Origin of the sequence: Frankia sp. CpI1-P (assembly GCF_001421075.1) — a bacterium.
In the GTDB taxonomy this organism is placed as follows: Bacteria; Actinomycetota; Actinomycetes; order Frankiales; family Frankiaceae; genus Frankia; species Frankia torreyi.
This window is the reverse complement of the sequence record NZ_LJJX01000063.1, coordinates 1-18,376: the sequence shown is the minus strand read 5'-3', so window position 1 is coordinate 18,376 and position 18,376 is coordinate 1. Positions and strand designations below refer to the sequence as shown.

At 72.9% G+C, this 18,376-nt stretch carries 15 protein-coding genes, 1 tRNA gene and 6 pseudogenes; 10 read left to right on the top strand and 12 right to left on the bottom strand.

What is annotated here, in order from left to right:
• Positions 1–44 precede the first annotated feature (44 nt).
• From FF86_RS64420 to FF86_RS27010, 3 genes are all read left to right on the top strand, one after another.
• Positions 45–1,103: an acetate--CoA ligase family protein gene (locus tag FF86_RS64420; protein WP_313954389.1), complete on the top strand. Its 1,059-nt coding sequence runs from the start codon at positions 45–47 to the stop codon at positions 1,101–1,103.
• Between the two features lie 94 nt (positions 1,104–1,197).
• Entirely contained in the window at positions 1,198–2,343 is a 1,146-nt protein-coding gene (locus FF86_RS27015; protein ID WP_044887938.1) for an alpha/beta hydrolase, read from the top strand.
• Complete coding sequence (locus FF86_RS27010; protein ID WP_044887939.1) at positions 2,324–3,976, top strand: class I adenylate-forming enzyme family protein; 1,653 nt, start codon at positions 2,324–2,326, stop codon at positions 3,974–3,976. The genes FF86_RS27015 and FF86_RS27010 overlap by 20 nt, the downstream gene beginning before the upstream one ends.
• Here FF86_RS27010 and FF86_RS27005 read toward each other — a convergent pair.
• The 4 genes from FF86_RS27005 to FF86_RS26990 form a co-directional block, all read right to left on the bottom strand.
• Positions 3,952–4,830 (bottom strand): enoyl-CoA hydratase/isomerase family protein, encoded by an 879-nt coding sequence (locus FF86_RS27005; RefSeq protein WP_044887940.1) that lies wholly within the window; start codon positions 4,828–4,830, stop codon positions 3,952–3,954. The two genes, FF86_RS27010 and FF86_RS27005, sit on opposite strands and share 25 nt — an antisense overlap.
• Positions 4,831–4,937: 107 nt before the next feature.
• Positions 4,938–6,118: cytochrome P450 (locus FF86_RS27000; protein WP_242419701.1), on the bottom strand; the 1,181-nt coding region annotated here is incomplete at its 3' end.
• A 14-nt stretch (positions 6,119–6,132) separates the two neighbouring features.
• Complete coding sequence (locus FF86_RS26995) at positions 6,133–7,416, bottom strand: NDMA-dependent alcohol dehydrogenase (RefSeq protein WP_044887941.1); 1,284 nt, start codon at positions 7,414–7,416, stop codon at positions 6,133–6,135.
• Between the two features lie 142 nt (positions 7,417–7,558).
• On the bottom strand, positions 7,559–8,972 hold a 1,414-nt coding region (locus FF86_RS26990), incomplete at its 3' end, for an aldehyde dehydrogenase (protein WP_242419698.1).
• 178 nt (positions 8,973–9,150) lie between these two features.
• On the opposite strand from FF86_RS26990, the gene FF86_RS26985 reads away from it, so the two are divergent.
• The 5 genes and pseudogenes from FF86_RS26985 to FF86_RS68605 all read left to right on the top strand — a co-directional run.
• Positions 9,151–10,833, top strand: a complete 1,683-nt coding sequence (locus tag FF86_RS26985) for a class I adenylate-forming enzyme family protein (RefSeq protein WP_044887943.1) — start codon at positions 9,151–9,153, stop codon at positions 10,831–10,833.
• Positions 10,834–11,217: 384 nt separating this feature from the next.
• Complete coding sequence (locus FF86_RS63215; RefSeq protein WP_255355940.1) at positions 11,218–11,346, top strand: hypothetical protein; 129 nt, start codon at positions 11,218–11,220, stop codon at positions 11,344–11,346.
• Complete coding sequence (locus FF86_RS26980) at positions 11,343–12,479, top strand: phosphotransferase family protein (protein ID WP_052681458.1); 1,137 nt, start codon at positions 11,343–11,345, stop codon at positions 12,477–12,479. The genes FF86_RS63215 and FF86_RS26980 overlap by 4 nt, the downstream gene beginning before the upstream one ends.
• A gap of 88 nt (positions 12,480–12,567) precedes the next feature.
• The gene (locus FF86_RS26975; RefSeq protein ID WP_044887944.1) at positions 12,568–13,314 is read left to right on the top strand and encodes a dienelactone hydrolase family protein; all 747 of its coding nucleotides are present in this window, start codon (positions 12,568–12,570) and stop codon (positions 13,312–13,314) included.
• A 220-nt stretch (positions 13,315–13,534) separates the two neighbouring features.
• A pseudogene (locus tag FF86_RS68605) lies at positions 13,535–13,581 on the top strand (hypothetical protein); the annotation flags it as partial.
• A 52-nt stretch (positions 13,582–13,633) separates the two neighbouring features.
• Here the strand turns inward: FF86_RS68605 and FF86_RS68600 are convergent.
• From FF86_RS68600 to FF86_RS26965, 5 genes and pseudogenes are all read right to left on the bottom strand, one after another.
• Positions 13,634–13,738: pseudogene (locus FF86_RS68600) on the bottom strand (hypothetical protein); the annotation flags it as partial.
• A gap of 1 nt (position 13,739) precedes the next feature.
• Positions 13,740–14,172 (bottom strand): annotated as a pseudogene (locus FF86_RS68595) (WD40 repeat domain-containing protein); the annotation flags it as partial.
• A 1-nt stretch (position 14,173) separates the two neighbouring features.
• Positions 14,174–15,015: pseudogene (locus FF86_RS68590) on the bottom strand (toll/interleukin-1 receptor domain-containing protein); the annotation flags it as partial.
• Position 15,016: 1 nt separating this feature from the next.
• On the bottom strand, positions 15,017–15,106 hold a 90-nt coding region (locus FF86_RS68585; RefSeq protein ID WP_396230114.1), incomplete at its 3' end, for a hypothetical protein.
• A 185-nt stretch (positions 15,107–15,291) separates the two neighbouring features.
• A tRNA-Asn gene (locus FF86_RS26965) sits at positions 15,292–15,364 on the bottom strand.
• A gap of 143 nt (positions 15,365–15,507) precedes the next feature.
• Between FF86_RS26965 and FF86_RS26960 the strand changes: the two genes are divergently transcribed.
• Both FF86_RS26960 and FF86_RS26955 read left to right on the top strand, forming a co-directional pair.
• Positions 15,508–15,789, top strand: coding sequence for a hypothetical protein (locus FF86_RS26960; protein ID WP_044887946.1), 282 nt, complete (start codon positions 15,508–15,510; stop codon positions 15,787–15,789).
• A 215-nt stretch (positions 15,790–16,004) separates the two neighbouring features.
• Positions 16,005–16,427 carry a helix-turn-helix domain-containing protein gene (locus tag FF86_RS26955; protein WP_044887947.1) on the top strand — a complete coding sequence of 141 codons (423 nt, stop codon included), beginning with the start codon at positions 16,005–16,007 and terminating at the stop codon, positions 16,425–16,427.
• Between the two features lie 329 nt (positions 16,428–16,756).
• Here FF86_RS26955 and FF86_RS58695 read toward each other — a convergent pair.
• The 3 genes and pseudogenes from FF86_RS58695 to FF86_RS58685 all read right to left on the bottom strand — a co-directional run.
• A pseudogene (locus FF86_RS58695) lies at positions 16,757–17,364 on the bottom strand (glutamate--tRNA ligase); the annotation flags it as partial.
• Between the two features lies 1 nt (position 17,365).
• A pseudogene (locus FF86_RS58690) lies at positions 17,366–18,000 on the bottom strand (glutamate--tRNA ligase); the annotation flags it as partial.
• 1 nt (position 18,001) lies between these two features.
• Positions 18,002–18,169 (bottom strand): glutamate--tRNA ligase family protein (locus FF86_RS58685; protein WP_242419700.1); only part of this gene is annotated, 168 nt, incomplete at its 3' end.
• Between the last annotated feature and the right edge of the window lie 207 nt (positions 18,170–18,376).

Below are 18,376 nucleotides of genomic sequence, written 5' to 3'. Positions count from 1 at the left end.
CCGGCGCCGAGGTGGTGAACCCGCTCGATCTGACCGGCTTCGTCATGGCCCGGCGCGAGTCGCTCGACGCCGTGCTGCGGACCTATCTCGACGCCGAGGCGCTCGATGCCGTCGTCGTCACCTGGTGGCTCGACGAGGAGGACCGCGAGCGGGCGGAGGTGCTGCTGGGACCGGCCCGCGAGGCGGCGAGGCGCGCGGGCAAGCCGGTCGTGCTGACCACCGTGCAGCAGTCGCGGCTGGGGTCGTGGACCTCGACGGCCGGTGGGCCGGGCCTGGCCTTCGCCCGCGGGCTCGGCGGCGCGGTGCGCGGCCTCGCCGCGATCACCCGGCACCTGTCGCCGCAGCCCCGCGCGCGCCGTGCGGCCCCGCCGCGCCCGATTCCGCCGCCGCGGCCGGGCGACGTGGTGCGAGGCGACGCCGGGCCGATGCTGTCGTTCGCGGCGACGATGACGCTGTTGGCCGAGCGCGGCCTGACCGTCGCGCCGTGGGTGGTCCTCGACGATCCCGCCGACTGGCCGCCCCGGGCCGGTGCGCTCGGCGACGGCGCCCAGGTGGTCGTCAAGCTGGCCGACGTCGCGCACCGCACCGAGCTGGGCGCCGTCCGCCTCGGGGTCGCGCCCGGGGAGGTGGCCGCGGTCGCCGCCGAGCTGCAGGAGATCGCCGCGGCCCACGGGGTGCGGCGCACCGTCGCCGTGCAGGGCCAGCTCGCCGGCGCCGGCGAGGCCTTCGTCGGCTTCCAGGCCCGCACCGACCTCGGCCCGGTCGTCGTGGCCGGCCTCGGCGGCATCCTCGTCGAGCTGACCCGCGCGGTCGTCGGCCGGCTGCTGCCGGTGGACGGCCCGGGCGTCGAGTCGATGCTGGACGAGCTCGGCGGGGCGACCGTGTTCCGGGGGCTGCGCGCGGCGGGCGGCTGGGACCGGGCGGCGCTGGCGAGGGTGGTACTGGCCGTCGCCGAGCTGGGGGTGGCCGGCGCGGACTGGATCGGCTCGATCGACGTCAACCCCCTGATCTACTCGCCGTCGGGCTGCGCGGTCGTCGACGCGCTCGTGCTCGTCGAGGAAACCGCTGCCGTCGCTGGAGCTGCTGTCGCCGCTGGAAGCTGACGTCATCGCTGGAAGCTGACGTCGCCGCCGGGAACCGAAGTCGCCGCCGGGAACCGAAGTCGCCGCCGGGAACCGAAGTCGCAGGGAGGTCATCGTGCCATTACCGAACGGGGTCGAGCGGGAACTGGTGGAGATACCGATTCCGCCGTCCGGACGGGTGGACGTGTTCTCGGGAGTCGCCCGCCTGTCCGGGGCGATCTGGGCTTCCGAGGTGCGCCCGGCGGGCCCCAGGCCCCGCACGGCCGTGCTGATCGTGCATCCGACGGCCAACTTTCTGGGTCACTACGCGCTGGGGACGCTCGCCGAGCTCGGCGTCGCCGCGGTCGGGCTCGCCACCCGGTACGTGGGCAACGACGCGAACCTCAACGTCGAGAACTGCCTGCTCGACATCGGCGCCGCGATCGGGACGCTGCGCGGGCGGGGCTACGAGCGGATCGTGCTCGTCGGCAACTCGGGCGGGGGCTCGATCGTCCCCTACTACCAGGCGCAGGCCGAGCGGCCGACGGTCGTGGCCCCGCCGGGCGGCGTCGGGCCGGACCTCACCCGCGCCGACCTGCCGCCGGCCGACTCGATCGTGCTGTTCATGGCCCATCCCTCCCGCGCCCGGGTGTCGATGGAGTGGCTCGACCCGGCGATCATCGACGAGTCCGCGCCGTTCGGCCGGGACCCGGACCTCGACGCCTTCGACCCGCGCAACACCCCGCCGTTCCCGGCCGAGTTCATCGCCCGCTACCGCGCCGCCCAGCTCGCCCGCAACCGGCGGATCACGGCGTGGGCGCGGGCGCAGCTACGCCTGGTCACCGCCGCGGGACACTGGCCGGCGGGGCTGGACGACCTGGCGTTCGTCGTCCACGGCACCAGTGCCGACCTGCGCTTCCTCGACCCGGCCATCGACGCCAGCGACCGGACGATCGGCAGCACCCTGTGGGGCCGTCCCGAGATCGCCGACTACCTGCCGGCCGGGCTCAACCGTTACACGACGCTGCGGTCGTGGATCAACCAGTGGTCGATCGACGACACCAACGGCGACGCCCTGAGATGGCTGCCGGAGCTGTCCACCCCGACGCTGGTCGTCGGCGGCTCGGCGGACACCGGCTCGCCGCCGGTGGTACTCGAACAGCTCCACGACGCGATCGGGCGGGCGAAGAAGGACTACCTGCTCATCGACGGGGCGACGCACTACTTCGAGGGCCGGCCCGACCTGCTGCGCACGGCGTGCGATGCCATCGCGACCTGGTGAGCCCGCCCGCACGTTCAGCGCGGCCTGGCGGCGCGCCGTCGCCGGCCAGGGCGGGAGCCCGTTCCTGATCTGGGAGTCCTCAGCCGGGGTGGTGACGACGTGGACCTACGCCGAGTTCGACCGGCTGACCGGACGGGTCGCGGCCCGGCTGCGCGCGGCGGGTCTGCGCGGCGGCGGCGCCGTCCACCTCGCGCTGGCCAACTCGCCGGCCTTCGTCGCGGTGTGGCTGGCCGCCGTCGGCCTCGGCGCGCACATCGTGCCCGCCGACCCGGCCGCCACCGCCCCGGAGATCGCCGCGCAGCTCGCCCGGACGAGGGCCGTGGTCGGGATCTGCTCGCCGCGGCGTCGGGCGGTGTACACCGAGGCGGCCGGAGCAGGTGCCGACGCGGCCGGCGGCGGTTCGGACCTCGCCGTGTTCGCCGTCGACGAGGATGACGTCGAGCTCGCGACCCTGACCGGTGCCGCTGCCGGCATCGGGGAGGCCGCGTCGGCTGGCGGTCCCGATTCGCCGAGCCCCGACCTGCCGGGCCCCGAAGCACCAGGCCCCGAAGCACCAGGTCCCGAAGCGCCGAGCCCCGAAACGACTGCCGCGATCCTGTTTACCTCCGGCACGACCAGCGCACCCAAGGGCGTCGTGATCACCCAGGCCAACTACGCCTTCGCGGGCGCGACGATGGCGGCGGCGGCCGGATTGGCGCCCGCGGACCGCCAGCTCGTCGCGCTGCCGCTGTTCCACGCGAACGCCCAGTACTACTCGTTCGCCGCCGCCATCTCCGTCGGGGCGAGCGTCGCGCTGCTCAGCTCCTTCTCGGCATCGCGGTTCCTCGCGCAGGCCGCCCGACACCGGGCGACGCACGCAAGCCTGTTCGCGGCCCCGATGCGGATGATCCTGGCCCGGGGGGCCGGGCGGCGCGACGACCTGGCGCTGCGGCACGTGTGGTTCGCCCAGAACGTGACCGCCGACCAGTACGCGCGGCTCTCGACCCTGCTCGGCTGCCGCCCCCGCCAGCTCTACGGGATGACGGAGACGACCGCGGCGGTCCTGAGCAGCCGACCCGACGAGGCCCGCCCCGACGCGATGGGCCGCCCCACGCCGGGCTGCGCCGTGCGGCTGAGCCCCCGGCCCGACGGCGGCGAGCGGGCGCCGGGGGAGGTCGGCGAGCTGCTCGTCGGCGGCGAGCGGGGCGTCCGGCTGTTCGGCGGCTACCTCGACGACCCCGACACGACCCGGCGCGCCTTCGTCGACGGCTGGTTCCGCACCGGCGACCGGGCCTACCGGGACACCGACGGCATCTACCACTTCGCCGGGCGTGACAACGAGACGCTGAAGGTGGCCGGCGAGAACGTGTCGGTGGTCGAGGTCGAGGCGGTCCTCGCCGAGCACCCCGGCGTGCTCGAGGCGGCCGTCGTCGGCCGGCCCGACCCGGTGCGCGACGAGGTCCCAGTCGCCTACGTCGTCGCCGACCCCCGCGGCGCCGCCCCCGGAGCCGCGGAGCTGGCCGAATGGTGCCGGCGTCGGCTGAGCCCGGTCAAGCGTCCCCGCGAGTTCGTCCTCGTCGACGAGCTTCCGCGGACCTCCGTCGGCAAGATCCGCAAGTTCCTGCTGCCTCAGGCCCCCGCGCGCGGCTCGTAGCTTCGATGCAGCCAGGGCGTGGTGAACTGGGCCTCGCGGGCCGCCTTCAGGCCGCGCACGCCCTCCTCGCGGCGGATCTCGGCGAAGGGGCGGCCGTCGGGGGCCTGCGCCCGTCCGCTCATCGCCAGCGTGATGATGTCGTACCCCGAGGCTGCGACGCGGGCGGCCTCGTCGCCGGAGGCGTCGGCGGCGGCGTCGACCGCTCGCTTGTTCAGCGTGGTGGCCTCCCGGGGCATCCGGGACAGCCGGGCGGCGAGGTCACGGGCGCGCGGGTCGAGTTCGGCGGCCGGCACGACCGCCGTGACCAGTCCGATCCGCTGGGCCAGGCCGGCGTCGATCAGCTCGCCGGTGAGGATCAGGAACTTCGCCCACTGCCGTCCGATCAGCGGCACCAGCCCGGCCGCGCCGGGCAGCCCAAGACGTCCCTCGGGCAGGCCGAAGCGGGCGTCGTCGCCGGCGACGACCAGGTCGCAGCTCGCCGCGAGGACGACGGCGGCGCCCAGGCAGTAGCCCCGTACGGCGGCGACCACCGGCAACGGGCAGCGGCGCACCCGGCGGTGGAAGTCATCGGCGGTTTCGCGGAAGCGGGCCTCGTCGGCGGCGTGCTCGCGGATCGGATTGCCGGCGAGGTCGCCGCCCGCGGAGAACGCCGCGCCGGCGCCGGTGACGAGCACGGCGCCGACGGTCGGATCCGCCTCGGCGTCGGCGAGAGCGGCGAGGATCTGATCCCGGGTGCCGCCGGGCCGAGCCGAGATGGGGTTGCGCGACTCCGGCCGGTTCAGGCGGATCTCGGCGACCCCGTCCAGCTTGCCGTAGGCGATCTCGTCGAAAAGTCCGATCATTTCGGAGCCCATGACGGTCGGTCTCCGATCAGGCGCTTGTGGTGGTGGGGGTGAACCGGGCGGGCAGGTGCTTCACCCCGTGCAGGAAGTTCGAGCGCAGCAGGTCCGGCTCGGCCGTNGCCTCGATATCGGGCAGCAGCTCGAACAGGGTTCGGAACGCGATCGCCAGCTCGACCCGGGCGAGGTTGGCTCCCAGGCAGTGGTGCGGGCCCGGCGCGCCGAAGGTGACGTGCGGGTTGGGATCGCGGGTCACCTGGAACGACGTCGCGTCGTCGAAGTACGCCTCGTCCTGGTTGGCCGAGCGGTACCACAGCACGACCTTGTCACCCTCGTCGAAACGCTGCTCACCGAGCCTCACCCCGTCGCGGGCGACCGTGCGACGCATGTACAGCACCGGGGAGGCCCACCGCAGCAGCTCCTCCACGGCGCCCGGGGTGTACCGGTCGAGGTCCGAGCGCCACAGCTCCCGCTGCTGCGGGAACCGGGTGATGGCCGACAGCCCGTGGGCCAGCGCGTTGCGGGTGGTCTCGTTGCCCGCCCCGACGAGCAGGTTGAAGAAGGTCGCCAGCTCCGTCGGCGTGAGGTTCTCCTCTTCTTGGGCGGCGACGAGCGAGCTGACCAGGTCGTCCTGCGGGTCACGGATCCGGTCGCGGGCCAGCTCCTCCAGCAGGCCGCTCATCGCCTCGCCGGCGCCGCGCACGGCCCGCGCGACCGACCGGGGGGTCTGGTCCGGGACGTACTCCGGATCGCTTGCGCCCATCAGGATGTTCGTCTGCTCGAACAGGAACCGCTCCTCGCTGCGCGGGATGCCCAGCATGTTGTTCACGATCCGCAGCGGCAGCAGCGCCGCCACCTCGGTGACGAAGTCGCACTCGCCCCGTCCCGCCACCGCGGAGATCACCTCGCGGCTGGTGCGGGTGATGTCGTCGACCAGCGCGGCCACCGCCTTCGGCGTGAAGCCCCGGGAGACGATGCGCCGCTGACGGGCGTGCTCCGGGTTGTCCATGTCGATGATCGAGCCGCGGAACTCCCGCAGGCTCGGCGGCTGGTCGAAGATCAGGCTCCCTCGGCCGGAGCAGAAGTCCGCCGGCCGCCGGCTGACCTCGCGCACGTCGTCCAGGCGGGTCAACGCCCAGAAGCCACCGCCGCGCGCGGCCCCGGTCAGGTCGAGCTCTGGGACGTACGGCCGCGGCTCGTGGGCGCGCAGCCAGGCGAACGTCGCATCGCGTTCGGCCGCCGGCCGGGTCCACCACGTCAGGTCGTCCAGGACGTCGCCGGGCAGCCCCTGCGTTCCCGGCATCTCCCCGGTCGTGGTCACGCCGGCTGCCCGGCTGTCCGCACCGGTTCCGAAGCCGGACGCGCTTCGGCTGCCATCCGCGCCTCGCCCGCCTGCCGCGCCTCGCCCGCCTGCCGCGCCTCGCCCGCCTGCCGTGCCTCGGCCGCCCGCCGCGCGTCGGCCGCCCGCCGCGCGTCGAGCGCGTCGGCGGCCGGGTAGCGCAGCACGGTGCGCAGGAAACGACCGCTGCGCATGTCCTCGTAGCCGTCGTTGACACCGGCGAGCGGGTAGCTGTGGCTGACCACCGCGTCGAGGTCGACCTGGCCGCGCTGCCACAGCTCGACCAGCTTCGGGATGTCCGCGCGCGCGTTGCCGGAGCCGTAGATCGTGCCGACGATGTGCTTCTCGGACAGCGTCAGATCCATCATGTTCAGCGATACCGTCCGCTGCGCCGCCGGATGGACGTTGGTCACCACGACCCGGCCGCGGCTGGCGGTCATCGCCAGCGCCTGACCCAGCAGCTCGCCGTCGCCGCGGCTCATCGTGCAGATGAACCGGTCGACCCCGCGGTTCCAGGTCGCCTCCCGCACGACGGCGGCGGCCTGCTCCCACGAGGCGGCGACGTGGGTCGCGCCGAGGCGGAGGATGAGGTCCTGCTTCTCGGCCACCGTCTCGACGGCGACGATGACGCGGGCGCCGGCCAGCCGGGCACCCTGGATCGCCGCGGCGCCGATGCCCCCCACCCCGGCCACCGCGACCGTATCGCCCGGCCGTACGTCGGCGGCGTACACCGCCGACCCCCAGCCGGTGACGAATCCGCAGCCCAGCAGGCACGCCCGGTCGAGCGGGACGTGCGCCGGGATGCGGATACAGCTCGACTCGTGGGCCACGGTGTGATGGGCGAACGTGCCGATCATGCAGGCGATCGCCAGGTCCTGGCCGCGGGCGTGGTGGCGCGCGGTGCCGTCGGCGATCTGGCGGCCGGTGTACATCCTGGCGCCGAGCTCGCACAGGTTCTGGTGGCCGGTCGCGCACTGCCGGCACCGCCCGCAGGACGGCACGAAGCCGAAGACCACGTGGTCGCCGGGGACCAGCGAGCGGACCCGGGAACCGACCTCGAGCACGACGCCGGCGCCCTCGTGCCCGCCGACGCACGGCAACCGGAACGGCATGTCGCCGGTGACGATGTGCTCCTCCGAATGACACAGGCCGGAGGCGTGCAGTTCGACGAGCACCTCGTCCGGGCCGGGCGGATCGAGCTGGATCGGCTCGACCGACCAGGGGGAACTCCGGTCCCACAGCACAGCGGCGAGGGTCTCCACGGCACCTTCTCTCGGTCGCGTTCTGTCGAGTGCGTTCTCTCGGTCGCGTTCTGTCGGGTGCGTTCTGTCGGGTGCGGTCTCGATCGCGGGCCGCGCGTCGGCGCGGAGGCTCAGCCGCCGGGGCGGACGATGGACTGGAGCNCCACGAAGGCGCTGATGCCCTCGGGTCCGCCCTCCCGCCCGATGCCGGACGCGCCCACCCCGCCGAACGGGCTGCCCACATCCAGCGGCGCCGGCGAGTTGACGGCGACCGAACCGGTGCGCAGCCGCGCGGCAACGCGACCCGCCCGCTCGGGGTCCTCGCTCCACACCGACCCGGCCAGGCCGTAGTCGGAGTCGTTGGCGATGGCGACGGCCTCGTCGACGCCGTCGTAGCCGATCACCACCGCCACCGGGCCGAAGATCTCCTCCCGGGCGACCGGGGCGTCGTTGCCGACCCCGGCCAGCAGCGTCGGCTCGACGAACCACCCCCGATCGAGTCCGGCCGGCCGACCTCCGCCGGCGGCGACGCGGGCGCCGTCGGCCCGAGCGCGGGCGATGTGCGCCTCGATCCGGGCCCGCGCCGGCGCCGAGATGACCGGGCCGATCTGGGTCTTCGGCTCGGTCGGGTCGCCGACGCGCAGCGCCGCCACCCGCTCGGCCAGCACGTCGACCACCTCGGAGTAGCGCGAGCGGGGGGCGAGGATGCGGGTCTGGGCCATGCAGACCTGGCCGGAGTTCGCCATCGCGCCGAAGGTGAGCGTGGTGACCGTCCGGCGGGTCAGCGCCAGGTCGTCCAGCAGGATCGCGGCCGACTTGCCGCCCAGCTCCAGGGTGCACCGGCGCAGGTCACGGCCGCAGATCTCGCCGATGCGCCGGCCCACCGCCGTCGAACCGGTAAAGGTGATCTTGTCGATGCCGGGATGGCCGACCAGATACTCGCTCGCCGCGGCCGCGGCGGGCACGATGTTGACCACCCCGGGCGGCAGGCCCGCCTCGACGACCGCGTCGGCGAACAGGTAGGACCACAGGGTCGCCGCCGGCGCCGGCTTCACCACCACCGTGCATCCGGCGACCAGGGCCGGCGCGAGCTTGAGCGCGGTGATGAACAGCGGTGCGTTCCACGGGACGACGGCCCCGACGACGCCGACGGGCAGCCGCCGGACCAGCACCGAGCCGTGCGCCGCCGGGCGCTCGTCCGCCCACGGGTAGGCCCCGGCCAGCGCGGCGAAGGCGTCGAACGCGGCCAGGGCGGTGCCCACCTGGTAGGGATCCGACCAGGACCGGGGCGAGCCGACCTCCGCTGTGAGCACCGCGGCGAGTTCGTCGGCCCGGGCGCGCAGCGCGTCGGTCAGCCGCACCAGCGCCGCCGCCCGCTGCGCCGGGGTCGCGCTCGCCCACGGGCCGTCGTCCAGCGCGCGCCGGGCGGCGGCCACGGCCCGGTCGACGTCGCCGACACCGGCCGCCGCAACCACGCCGATGGTCTCCTCGGTGGCCGGCGACACCACGTCCAGCGTCTCGTCCGTCGCCGCGGGGACCAGCCGCCCTCCGATGAACAGCTCCCGATGCTCGCGCACACCGACTCCTCGGTCGTCCCCAATTCCGCCGCCGAATTCTAGGGTCCGCCCGAGCGGATATTCAATGATTTCTCTTTGCTGTCGGTTCGGCCCGCGGTCGCGCGTCGAACTTCTTCTCGTGCGAGAGTTCCGACGTGATATCCGGGTCCATTCCTGCCCCGCGAGACGGAGGGATCGAATGGCTCTCCTCACCGCTGACAGCACCTGGGAGCTGGTCGAGGCGCGCGCCGCGGCCTCGCCCGACGATCTGGCCGTCGTCGACGAGCACCGGCGGTGCCTGACGTTCCGCGAGCTGCGCGACCGGGCCGAGGAGGCCGCCGCGGGGCTGCGCGAGCTCGGCGTCCGGCCCGGATCGGTCGTGTCCTGGCAGTTGCCCAACACGATCGAGACGGTCGCGGTCTGCCTGGCGCTGTCCCGGCTCGGCGCCGTCCAGAACCCACTGATCATGATGCTGCGCGAGCGTGAGATCACCTTCATCTGCCGGCAGACCGGCAGCGAGCTGCTGCTCGTCCCGAGCAGCGTCCGCGGCGTCGACCATGCGGCGATGGCGCGGGCGGTGGCCGCGACCCTGCCCGGTCTCGCCGTGCACGTCGTCGACTCCGCATCACCGGGGGAGCTCGAACCGCCGGGGAAGGCCGAACCGCCGGGGAAGCTCGCATCACCGGGGGAGCTCGAACCGCCGGGGGAGCTCGCATCACCGGGGGAGCTCGAACCGCCGGGGGAGCTCGAACCGCCGGGGAAGGCCGAACCGCCGGCAGCCGCGGAGCCCGCCGACGGGCCCGGAGCGGGGCCGTCCGGCGGCGGGCCCGTCCGGTGGATCTTCTATACGTCGGGCACGACCTCGGACCCGAAGGGCGCCCGGCACACCGACCGCGGGTTGCTGGCCGCCTCGTCGACGTTCTGCGAGCATCTCGCCGTCGTGCCCACCGACCGGCTGCCGATCCTGCTGCCGATCTCCCACATCGGCGGGATCGCGCACCTGCTCACCGGCCTGCAGGCCGGTTGTGGGGTCATCGTGAGCAGCGGGTTCGACCCCGAGACGACGCCGGCTGCCCTCGCGGCGGCGGGCATGACGCTCGTCGGGTCGGGCACGCAGATGCTGCAGACCTACCTGGCGCGCCAGCGCCGCCAGCCGGACGTGCCCCTGTTCCCGCTGGCCCGGGCGGCACTGTGCGGTGGTGCGGGCCGGCCGGTGGCGCTGCACTTCGAGGTCAAGGAGCTCCTCGGTGGCGTCGGGGTGATCTCCGGGTACGGCCTGACCGAGTGCCCGTTCGTCACCTGGGGCCGCCACGACGACACCGACTCCCAGCACGCGAGCACGGAGGGATGCGCCGGGCTCGACGTCGAGATCGTCGTCATGCTCGACGACGCCACGCCCGCGGTCGCCGGCGAGGTCGGCGAGATCCGGGTGCGCGGCCCTCAGCTCATGGTCGGCTACGTCGACGCCACCGCGGACCGGGACGCCTTCGACGCGAAGGGGTTCCTGCGCACCGGCGACCTCGGCACCCTCGACGAGGACGGCTACCTGCGCATCACCGGACGGATCAAGGACGTCATCATCCGCAAGGGCGAGAACATCTCCGCCCGGGAGCTGGAGGAGCTGCTGATCGACCATCCGGCGGTGGGCGAGGTGTCCATCGTCGGGCTGCCCGATGCCTCCTCCGGCGAGCGGGTGTGCGCCGTGGTGGTGCCAGCGGAGTCGGTGGCCCCGCCGGACCTGGCGGCCCTCTGCGCCCACCTGCGCGCGCAGGGGCTGAACATCCGCAAGCTTCCCGAGCAGCTCGAGCTCGTGCCCGAGCTGCCACGCAATGCCATGGGAAAGGTCGTGAAGCGCGACCTGAGGGCCCGTTTCGCGCGCTGAGCGTATGGGTTGCGCCTNCTCGGTGGCCGTGGCGGAGCTGATCGGTGGCGGCGGTCCTCTTCGGCTCGGCGTCCGACGCCCCCACCGGCAGCCAACTCCCGGGCACCTCTCCGCGACCAGCCGCACACAGAATCATGCCGAGGGTCCGGTACGGTTTTCAGCCGAAAAACCGTACCGAAACCTCGGCATGATCTGGCCGCCATCTGGCCGGAATCCGCGCAAGCCGGAAACCGCGCAAGCCGGAAACCGGGAAAGCGGGAAACCGGGAAAGCGGGCGGCGGTGGGCGGCATCGACAGCTGATCGACATCGTCGGTTCGTTATCGTTTCGGCGCCGCCATCGGCACGTTCGGAGGTCGCCGAGGCTCGGGTGAAAGGGGGGAGCCATGCTCGCTCGACAAGCCGTCCACGGGGCGGCGGTGCTCGCTGCCGTCCGGATCGTCCCCGACGACCGCGTCCCCGACGACCGCGACGCCGACGACCGCGACGGTGGCCACGTGGCCGGGCAGCCATGAGCGTCGCCGCTACCAGCGACGACGCCGTGCTCGCGCGGACGCTGAGTAGTTGGCTGCGTCAGGCGCTGAAGTGGCCGTCGCTGGAGGTCGCCGGGCTGTCCAGGCCGAAGGCGGGCACATCCAACGAGACCGTGATCGTCACTGTGCGGTGGGCCGATGACGGCCGCCGACGCGACGAACGCCTGGTGGTCCGCATCCAGCCGACCGGGCGTCAGTTGTTCCAGCATCCGGACACGATCGGCGAGGGGCGTGTCCTGCGGGCCGTCGCGGCGGCCGCGCCGGTGCCGGTGCCGCGGGTCCTCGCGTTCGAGCCGGACGCCGGGGTGGTCGGGTCGCCGTTCTTCGTGATGAGCCACGTCCCGGGCAGGGTGCTCTCGGACATCCCGAGCTGCCACGCCACCGGCTGGCTGCTGGACCAGACCCCGGCGCAGCGCGCCGCCCTGTGGGACAACGGCCTGCGGACCCTCGTCGACATCGGGCGCATCCCCGTCCGCGGCGACCTGGCGTTCCTGTGGGCGCCCGCGCTTGGCCCGACCGGGCTGCAGCAGCTCGTCACCGCGACCCGTCACTGGTTCGACTGGGTCCGCGGCGGGCGTGACCTCGACGTGCTCAGCCGGGCGATGGATCACGTCGAACGGGAGCGCCCCGACCACGATGACCGGACGCTGAGCTGGGGCGACGCCCGAGTCGGCAACATGATGTTCGCGCCGGACGGGACCGTCGCCGCCGTCCTCGACTGGGAGACCCCCGCGGTCGGCCCGGCCGAGGTCGATCTCGGCTGGTGGCTGATGATGGACGAGTTCTACAGCCACGGACTGGGTTCGCCGCCGCTGCCCGGGGTGCCGGACGAGGATGCCCAGGTCGCCCGATGGGAGGGGCTGATCGGCCGTCCCGCGCGGGAACTGACCTACTACAAGCTGCTGGCGGCGTTGCGGTTCGCCATCGTCTGCGCCCGCTCGACCGACATCTCGATCGCCCGCGGCGTGGCCCGCCCGGACACCACCATGCACACCCGCAACCCGGCGGGTCTGCTGCTCTACCGCTGGCTGGGCGAGCCCGTTCCGGACCTGGCGCCTGAGTTCACCGCGATGATGGCCCGCTTCGCCCGCAAACGGGCCGGCCGGACGGGCTGAACGAGCCGAGGGCTGAACGAGCCGAGGGCTGAACGAGCCGGGAGTCGAACGAGCTGGGAGCCGAACGAGTAGAGGGGATCTCACGTCGATGAGCGATGTCATGCGCGCGGAGACGGTGTCGCTGCGGGGCGCGGGGGACGACGACGTCGAGGCGTACCTTGCCCAGCCGCTCGACGGGTTACCCGTGGGCGGCGTCGTGGTGATCCACCACATGCCGGGCTACGACGAGTCGACGAAGGAGATCACCCGCAGGTTCGCCGCCCACGGCTACCTCGCCGTCTGCCCGAACCTGTACTGGCGGGAGGCCCCCGGCGCCAGCCCCGAGGACGCCGCTGCCGTGGCGCGGGCCCGCGGCGGCGTGCCCGACGAGCGGCTGGTCGGCGACGTCGAGGGCGCCGTGCGCTACCTGCGGGCGTCGCCGTCGTCCAACGGGAAGGTGGCGGTGATCGGCTTCTGTTCGGGTGGGCGCCAGGCGTTCCTCGCCGCGTGCAGCCTCGATCTGGACGCCGCCGTCGACTGCTACGGCGCCTACGTCGTCGCCACGCCGCCGGAGGACTCGGTGCTGCGCGGGGTCCGGCCGGTCGTCGACCTGGCGGGCAAGCTGTCCTGCCCGCTGCTCGGCCTGTTCGGTGACGACGACCGGATGCCCTCGCCGGCCGAGGTCGCGGCCCTCGCGCAGGCGCTCACCGAGCACGACAGGACCTTCGAGTTCCACAGCTTCCCCGCCGCCGGTCACGCGTTCTTCGCGACGGACCGCGACGCCTACCGGCCCGCGGCGGCCCGGGCGGGCTGGCAGCGGATCTGGGCGTTCCTCGGCCCCCACCTCGCCGCCTGACTCGGCCGGCCGCACCCATCGCCGACCGGGCACCAGGCGAGGAGACCTTGGGTGCACCATCAGACCGCGCGCCTGCCCGTGACTATGAAAGGCGGCGCGCAGGCCCCGTCCTGCACGTCAGGGCGGGGTTGGCGCGTCAACAACAGCACCAGCCAGTCGAACAGGTGTGCTATTCTGATGGCTGCGGGAAGCCGGGTGGTGAAGCGGGCATATAGCTATNGGTTCTACCCGGATCCGGAGCAGTCCGCGCAGCTTGCCATGACGTTTGGTGAAGCCCGTCCGGACGGCCGGCGGCCGGGTAGAACAGGGACCTGCGGGTTCAGAGAGCTGACACGTCCCAAAGCCATACCTCGAAGCCGCCGGCGGTGGCGAGCGTCTCCCCGTCCGGAGCGAACCCTGCTGACGTGACCCGGCCGTTGTGGCCNGTGAGGGGGCGGCTGAGGGATCGGGCGCGGTGCGGGTCGGTGACGTCCCAGAGCCGTACCGTCTGATCGCCGCCGGCGGTGGCGAGGGTCCGCCCGTCGGGAGAGAAGACTGCCGATTCGACTCGGCCGTTGTGGCCGGTGAGACCGACGCCGAATGGACGGGCGCGGCGCGGGTCGGTGACGTCCCACAGTCGCGCTGACTGATCGCTGCTGGCGGTGGCCACGATCTGCCCGTCGGGGGAGAACGCCACCGACCGCACCGAGTCGGTGTGACCGATGCGTGGGCCACCGAGCGGCTCGACGAGGTAGGGGTCGGCGATGTCCCACAGCCGTAGCGTCCGATCGGCGCCGGCGGTGGCCAGGGTGTACCCATTGGTCGAGAACGCCACCGACCACACCGCGGCAGAATGCGCGGTGAGCGGGTCTCCGAATGNCTGGGCGCGGGACGGGTCGGCGATGTCCCACAGCCGCACCGTCCGGTCGGTGCTGGTGGTGGCGAGGGTCAGCCCGTCCGGCGCGAACGCTACCGACCGTACGGAGCCGGTGTGGCCGGCGAGGGGCCTGCCGATCAGGCAGGCGTTGGACGGATCGCTGACATCCCAGAGCCGAACCGTTTGATCATTACTGGTGGTGGCGAGGATCAGCCCGTCCGGCGCGAACGCCACGGACCAGACCCCACCCGTGTGACCGGTAAGGGGGGCCCCGATAGGACGAGCGCGCCGCGGGTTACCGACCGCCCACAGACGTACGGTGCGGTCGCCGGCGGCGCTGGCAAGGAGTCCCCCGTCCGGCGAGAACGCCACCGACCGCACTCGGTCGGTGTGGCCCGTGAGGGGGACCCCGAGGGGACGTGGCCGGGACTGCGGCGGTGATGCCCGCGGTGGTGGCGTCCGCTGGGGGAGGCGGGGGAACGACGGCTCGGCCTCGGGTTTCACCCGCCCCGCCAACGCTGCTCGGACCCCGTCAAGCAGACGGAGGCGGGCCACGTCGGCGGCGACGTCGAACAGGTCGACGGAGACCACCGTGCGCAGGACCCCAGGACGGTCGCAGTCCTCGACACGGACAGGAAGCAGCTTGCGCGCGAGCCCTTCCGGGTCAGCGGCTCGCGCGGCGCGCCACTCCTCGCCGCCGTAGACGGAGGAGAGGTAGGAGTCGGAAAGGACGGCGATGGTCCGGGTGGCGTGGGTGATGCCCTGTTCCATCTTGAAGCGCCAGTCCGAGCCGGGTACGAAGTCCCACGACTGGATCAACACCCGGTAGCGGACAGCCTCGAGCTNCCAGGCCACCCACTCCGCCCACGCTTGATCCTCAGCGGTGTAGGAGATGAAGAAGTCCCATCCGACCGTTCCGCCACCAAGCCCGGACATGGCACACCATCTTCTACCGTTGCCACCCTCTCCGGCGAGNTAGGCCAGCCACGGGGGAAGTGCGGACGTTCCGGCGGCGATGGGCTGCCCGACGGCGTCGTACGGCGAGAGGCGTCGTGCGGTGGAAGGCCGCCAGCGGCGGAGGCATCCCGAGAAGGGGAGATGCCTGGGTGCAGCAGGTTCTGCTCCCGCGATAGGACTCGAACCTATAACCTGCCGGTTAACAGCCGGCTGCTCTGCCAATTGAGCTACGCGGGACCGGGTGCTCTGCGCACCTGACGTCGTCAGCCTACCTGAGGTTCGAGCGGTCTTGGACGTGGGGTAGTAATCAACTTGACGGCACAACGCCGACCGGCCGGCGGCCATCCGCCAGCACGTCCATCGGTCTCCCGGGAGGCAACATGCGCATCAGGCCCAGCGTCGTCATCGCACTCGGCCTCGGGTACGTCCTGGGGTCCCGAGGCGGACGCGAGCACTACGACGTGATCATGCGACAGCTTCGAGAGGTTCGGGAACGACCGGAGGTGCAGAGCGCCGCCGGTGTCGTGTCCGCGCAGGCAGGGACGGTCTTCCAGCGCGTCCGCGGCCTGTTCGCCGGGGAGGTCGAGTCGTCCGGAACCCGCCCGTTCCGTCCGGTTGCGGCGCACAGCTCGAACGGGGTCAGCTCCGTCGGCGCCCATTGAGAGCCGGGTGNGCCGCCGTCGCACAGTCCCGGGAGCGGCTCGGCAGGCGGTGTCGCGCCGGTTCTCGTCGGATGGGCCCCCGTTGGGTGGTTCGGTCGTCGCCGCCGCCCTGGTGACCGCCGACCCCACCTCCGACTGCCGCCCCAGGGGGTGATTCTGGTTATATCCGGCACCCCGCCGGGCGAGCGTGGGGGCGTGACGGATCGGAGCACGGCATGTCGATGAAGCAGGCCAGGTCGGCGCGGGGGCGGACGGCGGGGCAGGGGCGATCGGGTGACTCGACGCCGGCGGAGGTTCCCGGTGGGGCGCCGCCCGCCCTCGCCGCCCTGGTGGACCTGCTGGGCCGGCGTTTCGCCCTCGGCCTCTACTGGCACCTGCGGGGTGGCTCGTTGCCGTTCCGCACACTGGCGGCCCGGCTGGACGCCCCCGAGGCGCAGCTCGTCCAGCGGCTGCGGGAGCTGCGGGAGGCCGGCCTGGTCGAGGTGGACGAGGTCGGCGAATATCGGCTGACTACCCACGGCCGCCGCCTGCAGGGCGTGATCGAGCCTCTCGCCGCCTGGGCGGCGGAATGGGCGGCGCTCAGTCCGCGCCAGCGAAGCCCGCGCGGTGCCTCCACTCGCGGCCACGACGAGCCCTGAGCGCGCCCAGGCACCCCTGTCAGGACATCACGGGATGTCAACTACTGATCGACGGAGCGTGATTCTGAGATCACAGCTTGTCTTTTGCTGATCTTAAGAATCCTTTAGGCCCCGGGAGATGTGCTGGTCACCGTCGAACCTGGTGCTCACGAGCGCCGGAGGTCGACCTGGTGGATTCGAGCTGCACCCGGCGGAGGTAACCCCGACCTCCGGTGGGTCTCCCTAGCCCGGGTCGCGGCCCGTCCCAGCCGCGGCCCGGGCTCATCAGTTGTGGCCGCTCCGGCTAGACCCAGGGTGGGTGGGCGCCGGGTTCGGTTCGGGGCGACCTCTCAGCCGGCGGCGAGCCGATCCCGGGCCGCGGCGATCCGGCGGCGGGTGGCCTCCCGGCCGAACACCTCCAGCGACTCGAACAGCGGCAGCCCCACGGTCCGCCCGGTGACGGCCACCCGCACCGGCGCCTGCGCCTTGGCGAGCTTCAGTCCGTGGCGCTCGCCGATCTCGGTCAGCGTCGTCTTCAGGGTCTCGGCGTCCCATTCGACCTTGCCGAACAGGTCGTGGACGTCGGTGAGCAGGTCCGTCGCCGGCCCCTTCATCGCCTTCGCCCAGGCCGCGTCATCCACCGGCGCCTCGGGCAGGAACAGGAAATCGACCATCGGCACGATCTCCGACAGCACCGACAGCCGGGACTGCGCGAGCCCGGCGACGGCGGCGAACACGTCCGCGTCGAATGCGTCGGCCGCCCACGGAGCCGCCGGCGGCGCGAGCCATGGGCCCACCGCGGAGATGAACTCCTCGACGCTGAGCGCGCGGATATATTCGCCGTTGAACGACCGCAGCTTCTTCTCGTCGAAGAACGCCGGGGAGGGCTTCACGTCGGCCAGGTCGAACGTCGACTCGATCGTCTCCCACGGCACGATCTCGTCCTCGCCGGGCGGCGNCCAGCCGAGCAGCATCAGGTAGTTCTTCATCGCACCGGCCAGGTAGCCCTCGTCCCGGTAGGACTCCAGCGCCACCTTGTCCCGCCGCTTGGACAGCTTCTGCCGCTTCTCGTTGACGATGACCGGCACGTGCGCCCACACCGGCGGCTCGGCGGCGCCGAGCGCGGTCCACAGGAGCTGCTGCTTGGGCGTGTTCGACAGGTGCTCCTCGCCCCGGATGACGTGGGTGATCCCCATCTCCAGGTCGTCGACGACGTTGGCGAGCAGGAACACCGCCGAGCCGTCGGCCCGCGCGATCACGAAGTCCTCGATGGTGTCGTTCGGGAACTCCGGGGTCCCGCGGATCAGGTCGCGTACCGTCGTCGCCCCCTCGTCGGGGGTGCGGAAGCGCAGCGCGCGGCCGGGACCGGGCTCCAGCCCGCGGTCGCGGCAGAAGCCGTCGTAGCCGTGCTGGGCGTTGCCCGTGCGCTCCGCCAGCGCCTCGCGGGTGCAGTCGCAGAAGTACGCCAGCCCCGCTTCCCGCAGGCGGACCGCCGCAGCCCGATGCCGGTCTGCCCGAGAGGACTGCAGCACCGGGCCCTCGTACCGGCCGGGGCTGATCCCGAGCCAGTCCAGCGCGCTGATGATGCCGTCGGNCCACTCGGGCCGGTTGCGCGAGGCGTCGGTGTCCTCGATGCGCAGCACGAAGTCGCCGCCCGTGCGCAGCGCCACCAGCCAGTTGAACAGCGCCGAGCGCGCCCCACCCACATGGAAGATGCCGGTGGGAGACGGCGCGAATCGAACCCGTACCCGCCCAGATCCCATGCGGGGCAGCGTACAGGGATCTCGGTGGTCCGACGGAGCGCTGCGGTGGTGCCGACGCCGTCCACATCCACATCCACCCGCACGCCTCGACGGTCAGCGATCAAGCCTCAAGGTCACGACTGCCTGCGCGGCCCAGGTGCCGAGGAGGTCTAGTAGACCGTCGCCACTAATGTTTGGGGTATAGGTGGCGGAGTTTGGTGCGGGCGT